Source organism: Acerihabitans sp., assembly GCF_036398755.1.
Lineage (GTDB): Bacteria > Pseudomonadota > Gammaproteobacteria > Enterobacterales > Enterobacteriaceae > Acerihabitans.
Map to the genome: position 1 here is coordinate 24,117 of NZ_DASWOM010000060.1, position 7,613 is coordinate 31,729.

At 45.0% G+C, this 7,613-nt stretch carries 3 protein-coding genes and 1 pseudogene; 1 reads left to right on the forward strand and 3 read right to left on the reverse strand.

Annotated elements, in window-relative coordinates; translation table 11 throughout:
• Nucleotides 1-128 precede the first annotated feature (128 nt).
• Nucleotides 129-1,952, forward strand: coding sequence for a glycosyl hydrolase family 28 protein (locus VGC33_RS10090; protein WP_331120617.1), 1,824 nt, complete (start codon nucleotides 129-131; stop codon nucleotides 1,950-1,952).
• 269 nt (nucleotides 1,953-2,221) lie between these two features.
• Here the strand turns inward: VGC33_RS10090 and VGC33_RS10095 are convergent.
• The 3 genes and pseudogenes from VGC33_RS10095 to VGC33_RS10105 all read right to left on the reverse strand — a co-directional run.
• Nucleotides 2,222-3,337 (reverse strand): annotated as a pseudogene (locus tag VGC33_RS10095) (transposase).
• 13 nt (nucleotides 3,338-3,350) lie between these two features.
• Nucleotides 3,351-5,981, reverse strand: a complete 2,631-nt coding sequence (locus tag VGC33_RS10100; protein WP_331120618.1) for a phage tailspike protein — start codon at nucleotides 5,979-5,981, stop codon at nucleotides 3,351-3,353.
• A 1,305-nt stretch (nucleotides 5,982-7,286) separates the two neighbouring features.
• Nucleotides 7,287-7,613, reverse strand: a 327-nt coding sequence (locus VGC33_RS10105; RefSeq protein WP_331120619.1) for an IS66 family transposase, incomplete at its 5' end; no start/stop codon positions are given.

Below are 7,613 nucleotides of genomic sequence, written 5' to 3' on the forward strand. Positions count from 1 at the left end.
TTAGGACTATCCTGGCCCTTTCGAGCATCACACTAAGACATTATCTGATTTTGCTTAAAATTCGTCCCATAAATTCCAAAAAATAATATCGTTAGATTTCCAAATGAGTGTCCAAGTAAGGGAAAAGCATGCCTAGCAATCCACTGTTAGATATCAATAACCTATCTGATGTAAGCAACGCCGCAACTGCACGAGAAAATTTGAGTGTGTACGATAAGGAGACGGTTGATAATTCTTCTTGGGTTGGCCGACCAGGGGCAACGATAATCGATGAGACAACCGAACGCCTTGTACTTAAACTGCCGTCAATAGCCAATCCCCTTTCTACTGACGTGGGACGGCTAAGAGATGCATTTGATGGCATCGATACATTCGCCGCTACAGTTCTTGATTTTTTGGGGTTGTTCGTTTACCCAGAAACTTTCTATCAGTCCGGGGATGGTGATAATTGGCAACCCGCGCTCACGCGTGCCAATACATATGCCGTGGCGAATAACCGTATGCTGGTTATTATGCGTAAATATCAAGTTCTTTCAACGTGGGAATTAATTAGTAATACCAATATTTACGCCACCGGCGGAGGCGGATTATTTACGTTAACAGACACTCCGATTACGCTAATCAGAGCGTCTAACGCTACTAATTTACGCATCATTGGCTTGGATATTGATGGGGGAGTTACCGGGGCAATAACATCAAAAAACTCTACCCGCGCGGTCCGATTTATTAATATTAACAAACTATCTTTGGTAGGTTGCAGAGCAGGAAATTCAGCTGATTGGTGTCTATCTATCGAGACCTGCGAATCAGTAAGAATATACGACACCACGATATATGGGGGGGGCCGAGGGCTGCCCGGTGGCCGCGATGGCATCCATCTGTTGGATAGTTCAGACATTGTCATTGATCGTGCCGATATTGAGTCAGGTGATGATTGCATTGGCATCACGTCTGAATACGTTGGGACAAAAAACATTACAGTCCGACGCATTGTGGGTAAATCAGATATTGGCTCGATTGTTATTTACAATGAAGAAAAGCCAGGAGGCACTTATGCGTCAATGCCTTGTACTAATCTCGATATTAGCGATGCTAAGACCAAGGATGATGCTATCGTTAGAGATGTTGTCAGGGTCATCAAATACGGTACGAATTCTGTTATAGAGGATGTCTCAATCAGCAAAGTCAGAGGTAACGCCTATAGCCACGCGTTATATGTGTCAGGAGTAACTAAGCTCCGACATCGAGATATTCAGGTGCACAGCACTCAAGCGCATGGCATTTATATAACAAATTGTGAGGACGTTGAAGGCGATGCAGAGGGTAGTTCTGATGTGGCCACGACCACATTCCAGGGTGTTAGTATCTATAACAGCAGCCATATATACGCGAAATATTCAAGTCGCAGTTCGAATGGATTTGGCTTGCAGTTAAATGGTATTACTCGATCAGTTATCAAGCCATTTTGCATCAATTGTGGCGGGGGTCTGTTTGCATCCAATTCTGGTGGTGGTGCACGAGTTGTCAACAGTACCGATGTGATCCTCTCCGAAGGAATTCTTGATGGAGACGATGGAATTACTTATACTGGTTTGAGTACGGGTGGCGGTGGTAATAACAACATTGTCAGGGGCGCTGCACTGATTGTCAAAGGAAGTGCCCTACCAAATTACGGCATTGCAGACGGCTCTCCCGCAGAAAATGGTGCTGACCTAAACACAATATATAAAACAACCATTGGTAGAGTTCTGGCAACTCCAACTAATGCTCCTACTGATAGCGGGACATGGTTCCTGACAGCAATAGGATATTACGTTGCAAACAATAACAGCTATCGCACAAGGCAGGTCTTATACGGTTACGGTACTTCAGGTAGTAATTCCGATGCTATATATTCCCGCGCCTATAATGGAAGTTCATGGAGCTTATGGAAACAGTTAGAGCTAACCTAACCGCTCTGAAAAAATAAAACGAGAATTTTTTTAATCTTGGGCCATCAGTGGCCTTTTTTTTGTATTTAAGACGAATATGAATATTCTATGTGACAGTGGTATCCCTATCTGTCAGTATGATATCTGCGATTTTGATCATTAACTCAACATATTTGGCAACGTCGTAGAACACCTAGTAGAACAAGACTGGTCGCAGCGTGCCGGTGATGCCGCCGATTACCGCCGAGGGGCGATAATCCTCCCATTTTTAACAGGACCTTAAGTAGAATTCATGCTCTCAATGCGTATTTTTGCATCGACGTTATGCCACCCGATCCATGTGTGGTCGTTCATGGTAATAGATCCATAGCCCTCGATCGGCCTAATCCAGCTCCGCTGTAATATAACTACATACATATTGACTCAGCCAGTCATAACCTTCGGTTTGATTGATGAGCTCTGTATAGATGATTTGCTGAGGCTTTGCCGTCTGTATATACAAAAATATTATCTGTTGTATTATTGCTCATTATTTCAATTTACTGCTAATATATTCTTGACCGCTGTCACATCCTATACATACAGGTTTTCCTCGCCATTCAATGAGTTTCTCATGTGAATGGATAGCCCTTTCCGACGTCAGGAAAAAGTCAACATCCAGCACGAACCATTTATGATTAAAATTACATGTCACGTTGAAAGTATATAAAATTCTGCCATCGCAGAATTGAACATGCATAAATCCATCGACCAGATGCGATTCACATACTCTGGCACAACCAGGGGCGTCGGGAGGGGGCGAATTTGCCTTTACTTCAGTTTGATACGTAATTATATTTTTAATTATGAATAGATCCGGTAGATCCTTTTGTGGTACCAGCTAAACCATTTAGCGCTGCGTAAGAATAGAAAGCACAAGCCAAATCCCCAATTGCGATGACGTCAGGTAAGTTCAATCAGCCAAGGGGCTTTTGCTGATTTTCATCATTCATTCTGGCGCGATAGCGATACCTGCTTTCGCTAAGGCCGAAAATTAAGCATACCAGGCGAATACTGATGCCTTTGTCGCTCACTGCGCCCTATGCCATCTCACATCACCGGAATGGCTTCACCACTTTTTTACATCGCCTCCTGGAGGATCTCGGATTTAAGACGTTCCTCGGCATACAGTTTTTTTTGAGACGCCGATTTTTATCCTCCAACTCCTCCAGGCGAGCCATCATTGATGCATCCATGCCGTCAAAGCGTGCATACCCCTTCTAAAAAATGGCATTGCTCATGCCATGCGCGCAACACAGTTTAGAAACCGGTGTTCCTGCTTCTGCTTGCTTCACAATGGTCAAGATCTGGCTGTAGCTAAAACGTCCCGTCAAGGCGCTATATGATGAGAAAAAATAAAACCCCACAGGGACTTTGCTATCATATAATACTACCGAACTCTCTCCACCCAAGATCACTTGTATAAATGATCCCTTCACGATTACCGCTTGATGGCATTGTATAAAAAACCCTTAAACCTGGATACGGCGTTATTGCCCACCCAACCGCATTGGCTAAAGAATTAGGGTCGGTCGCAGGCACACTGCCTGCAAAAAGATTTCCCACAATATTTTTGTCATGGAATATTGGTCCGGACAACCCTCCCGTAACATAGATTAACGCCCCGCTAGCGCTGTCCGTTCTATTAGAGTCAAAGGACATTGAACTGGCACCAGACACACGCACCAATGCTGAATTTTGGGTATTCCCGTACCAACGATTGTCAAAATATTTCTGGTTAAGAACATTTGAAGTGGTAATTAGCGCTGGGACTGACTTTACTCCATTATCTGTTATGATAAATCTGGCATTTCTCACAACAGAATTACCGCCATTTATTGTAACAGGATAAGCAGAGGCAGCAGAATACAATTCAAAAGTGTCATTTTCGGATATAAAATTTTCATAACCAATACCGAGAATACCATTGGTGTTATTATTCGAAGATAAAAACCAGTAATTTCCTATTGATTGCGATATACATACACTATTTTGTATCTTAACGCCGCCGTAGAATTTATTATTTAGGAATTTATGTTGTCCTCCAAGTGCAGATGTTGATCTGATTAATAATTGAGTATTTGATTTATTCGTTATCGTATTATTTTCGAAAGTAAACCCTATAATTTGTCCTATGGTACTTTCTCCGATCCCGGCATCAGCGTCTATAATAAAAGTATTTCCAGAGAGGACCATGTTGGTAGTTACAGAATTTCGCGAATACCACAGACCTTGATAGTTAGCCCCCGTTTTACGAATAAATAGGCAATCGGTAACACGCAAACCGCTACGACTATTGCCAAAAAATGGGCTTCGCTGACTTATACCTTGGCAGTTTTGTATCGTGTTACCCACGTTGTAATCACGTTCACCGACTACCATTCCTGTAAAATCTGATATAGTAAATATTGAGCGTACAGCCTCAAGCCCGCCCTGTGGAGCAAGGACTGCGCCGAGACGTAGCATATTTCCATAGCAATCCCTTATTGTTCCCCTGACCCCAGATAAGCAGAAAGGGATATAACATTCTACCGCGACACAGTTTGTAATCACGGCATCCGATGTTGACTCCACCTTGAAACCCATAACATAGCCGCGCACCGTGCAATTTTGGATTGATACATTTCGCTGTGTCTGATCTACCAGATTAATGTCATCGCTTGACGTCATCCAATCTATAAATGGTGGCGGAGTGCTACCTATGGTCATACGATATTCAGCCCACATACCTATATAACCGCAAGGCATACCATACATATCAGTACTGTTATCGGTTGATAATACATGGACTTCATAAACTCTAAGATTGTTAGCGGCATTATTGCTAATGACTCCACCAAAGCACCCCCAATAAAATATACAACCCCCATCAGAATCCAACGACATATCACCGGTCCTGGACAGGATTTGATTCGCCGAGACAGTATTAAATTGAAGATTTTCAGTTAATGGACAGTATGATTGCCGGACATAAATGCCATTGCCATAAATATTAGAAAATGTGCCATTACGTATCGTTGGGCGCATTGCATATATGAAGTAAATCCATGTAATTCCTTTGGAATAAGGTGTTGGATGACATACGCCTATGGTAGCTAAGTCAGTACCTCCCTTATTCTTTTGACGGCTATAATCAAAGTCAATACCTTCGATTATTACTTGTGGAAAATAGTTTGTGGAGCTAGCGCCCATAAAAGCCAGGAAATAGCCTTCGCTACTCCAGTTCGCTGTTCCGCGTTCAGGGGGATTGATATTGTCAGCTGTAATTTTCGTTCCATACCCGCGTAAAGTAAATGGTTTCAGATTAGCATCCCAAGAAATTGTTTTACGAAGTAATCCAAAATTCACTTCGCCTTTTGGAAAAGATAGAATTCCGCCAGCATATTTGATGTAATCAATCGCTGCGTTCACATTGCTACTATGGTCGGCGCCATCGCCAGTAACACCAAACCATTCAGCATGAATTTCGTCTTCTATAGCCCTGACCCAACCACCAACAGAATTTACTCGAAAGAATATCCCGCTGTCATCTTGTCGCGTGGTATCGTTAATCCACATCAAAATACCACCGCCAACATTCCCACCTTCGTAATAACCATTGAGTATAGCAATGCTGCCCGGCTCACCATTAACCAGTCTCAACGCTACCACGCTGGTAACACCAAGTCGTTTGCCGGTCTGATCTGGGTCATATCTCAGCAAGTTCGGAAAGTAAAATTGCAGTGCTCCATTAGCATCAAGAATGGTCATTGACTGACCTTCAACTGTTGCAAACTTTGCTACCTGATCAGCATAAACCGGATAGCCACCAGCATTTATAGCTATCGGTTGAGATACTGCCGTATAGGTGCCATCCGCATTTTCTACGTACACCTGTATCTGATTTGCAGGCACGGTTGGGTCTGTGTCTATCTGACCGACGTAGATGGAACCATTGCCACATGCAGCAAAGCTATTGGCGAGTGTGAATAGTTGTGACGGCATAGAAACAATAACGTTTGGCATAGTCATATTTCAGGTACCTTATTGATAAATAATATAAATAAAACTAAACATCTTCAGGCTTCTTTATTTAAGCAGCAGGAAGCAACGAGGCCTCATCACTGCATCAGGCCTATCTACGAAAGCCTAACAGAAAGAACTGGGGATAAATACAGTGCTTCGATATACTCTTAGGAATCGAAGCTTGGAGCAAAATCATTCCACGAGCATACGAAATCACAGGGGCGTTCGACTGCGCGACGAAGCGTGGTGAATGTGGGCGCTACACTGTCAGCGTGAAAGACTTTATCCACGGATTGGCCCTGGTCCATCACCATGTTTCCCCGGCGCAGGCCAACGTCTGGATATAACGGTACATGCCAGGATGGCGCATTTGTGAGGAACGTGAGCACGGTTTTATCGTCTAAACCAGATTCAACCTCTATTAATCCCCGCTCCTGATTTCAATGAGCTGCCGAATAGCGGCTTTTTTATTGCCCAAATCAAGGAGGTTGCGTGATTCATTATCACGTAAGCCCGAATACGCCTGGCACCTGCGCGATTAAGTCATGAAAAGACCGGCATGCTTTTATCTCTTTCGCCAATGCCGGCCCGTTGCGCTGGCTAAACCATCCCGGCTGCGATTTTGCAATCATCCCAGATGTTATCGATGGCGGCACCGGAGGGCATGATCAGTGCGCAGTGCACATGAACTGCCGTCAATATGTGGCCTGTGCGAAATATTCGAGTCAGGTAAGCTTTATAAGACAGTGCCAGCGCCACGGCTGGCCGCTCAACCGCTCGATCGGGCGTTCGTAGCTTCCATCCTCCGTAGCCAAGCAAAGCTGGATGAGCAAGGAATACAAGCCAAGGTACGGAAGATAGCGGATGCCCCCTACGCAAGCTGTACCAGGAGGAAGCAGAACGAGCATGGAAGAATTGGCGAGGTGTAAATGAAACCCTGAAGGTACAATGTAAGTAAGATACAGGAGGCCACTGTTGTCGATATTCACACAAGTTAGGGGTGCGACCGTAAGCGGGTGGCGAACTCACCTTGCCGTTCGATATTGTCCTGACGATACTGACTCCCGTGCCCCACAATATTGATTTGGCAATGTAGGGAACCGTTATGGAACCATTGAGGCATGCCCTGCCATGATACAGCCTCACTTTGTTTCTCTGTTGCACACTATTAGCGGGTTGGTTTTGCAGGCTAATATTGTTGGCCGGGCTGTCGGGCCCGGCCCTTTTTCATCACCCAGACAGATTCCGTTTGTGGTGCTCTTTCATCAGCGGGTGGCGGGCCGGCAGGATGCCGCGGATAACCCGCCCGGATTACGTGAAGCTATTTTCGGCGTAGGGCAACAGTTCGTTTATCCGGCTGTTGGGCCATGTTGGCAACCGCGTCAGCACATCCCGCAGCCAGATATAGGGGTCTTGTCCGTTCAGTTTCGCGGTTTCCAGCAGGCTCAGGATAACCGCCATGCGTTGCCCGGCGCGCAGCGACCCGGCAAAAAACCAATTTTTCCGCCCAACGGCCACCGGGCGTATCGCATTTTCGCAACGGTTATTATCTATGGGTACCCGGCCGTCATCCAGATAACGCAGTAAGGCCTGCCAGCGTTTCAGGGTGTAGTCCAGCGCTTTGCGCAGCGCGGAGTT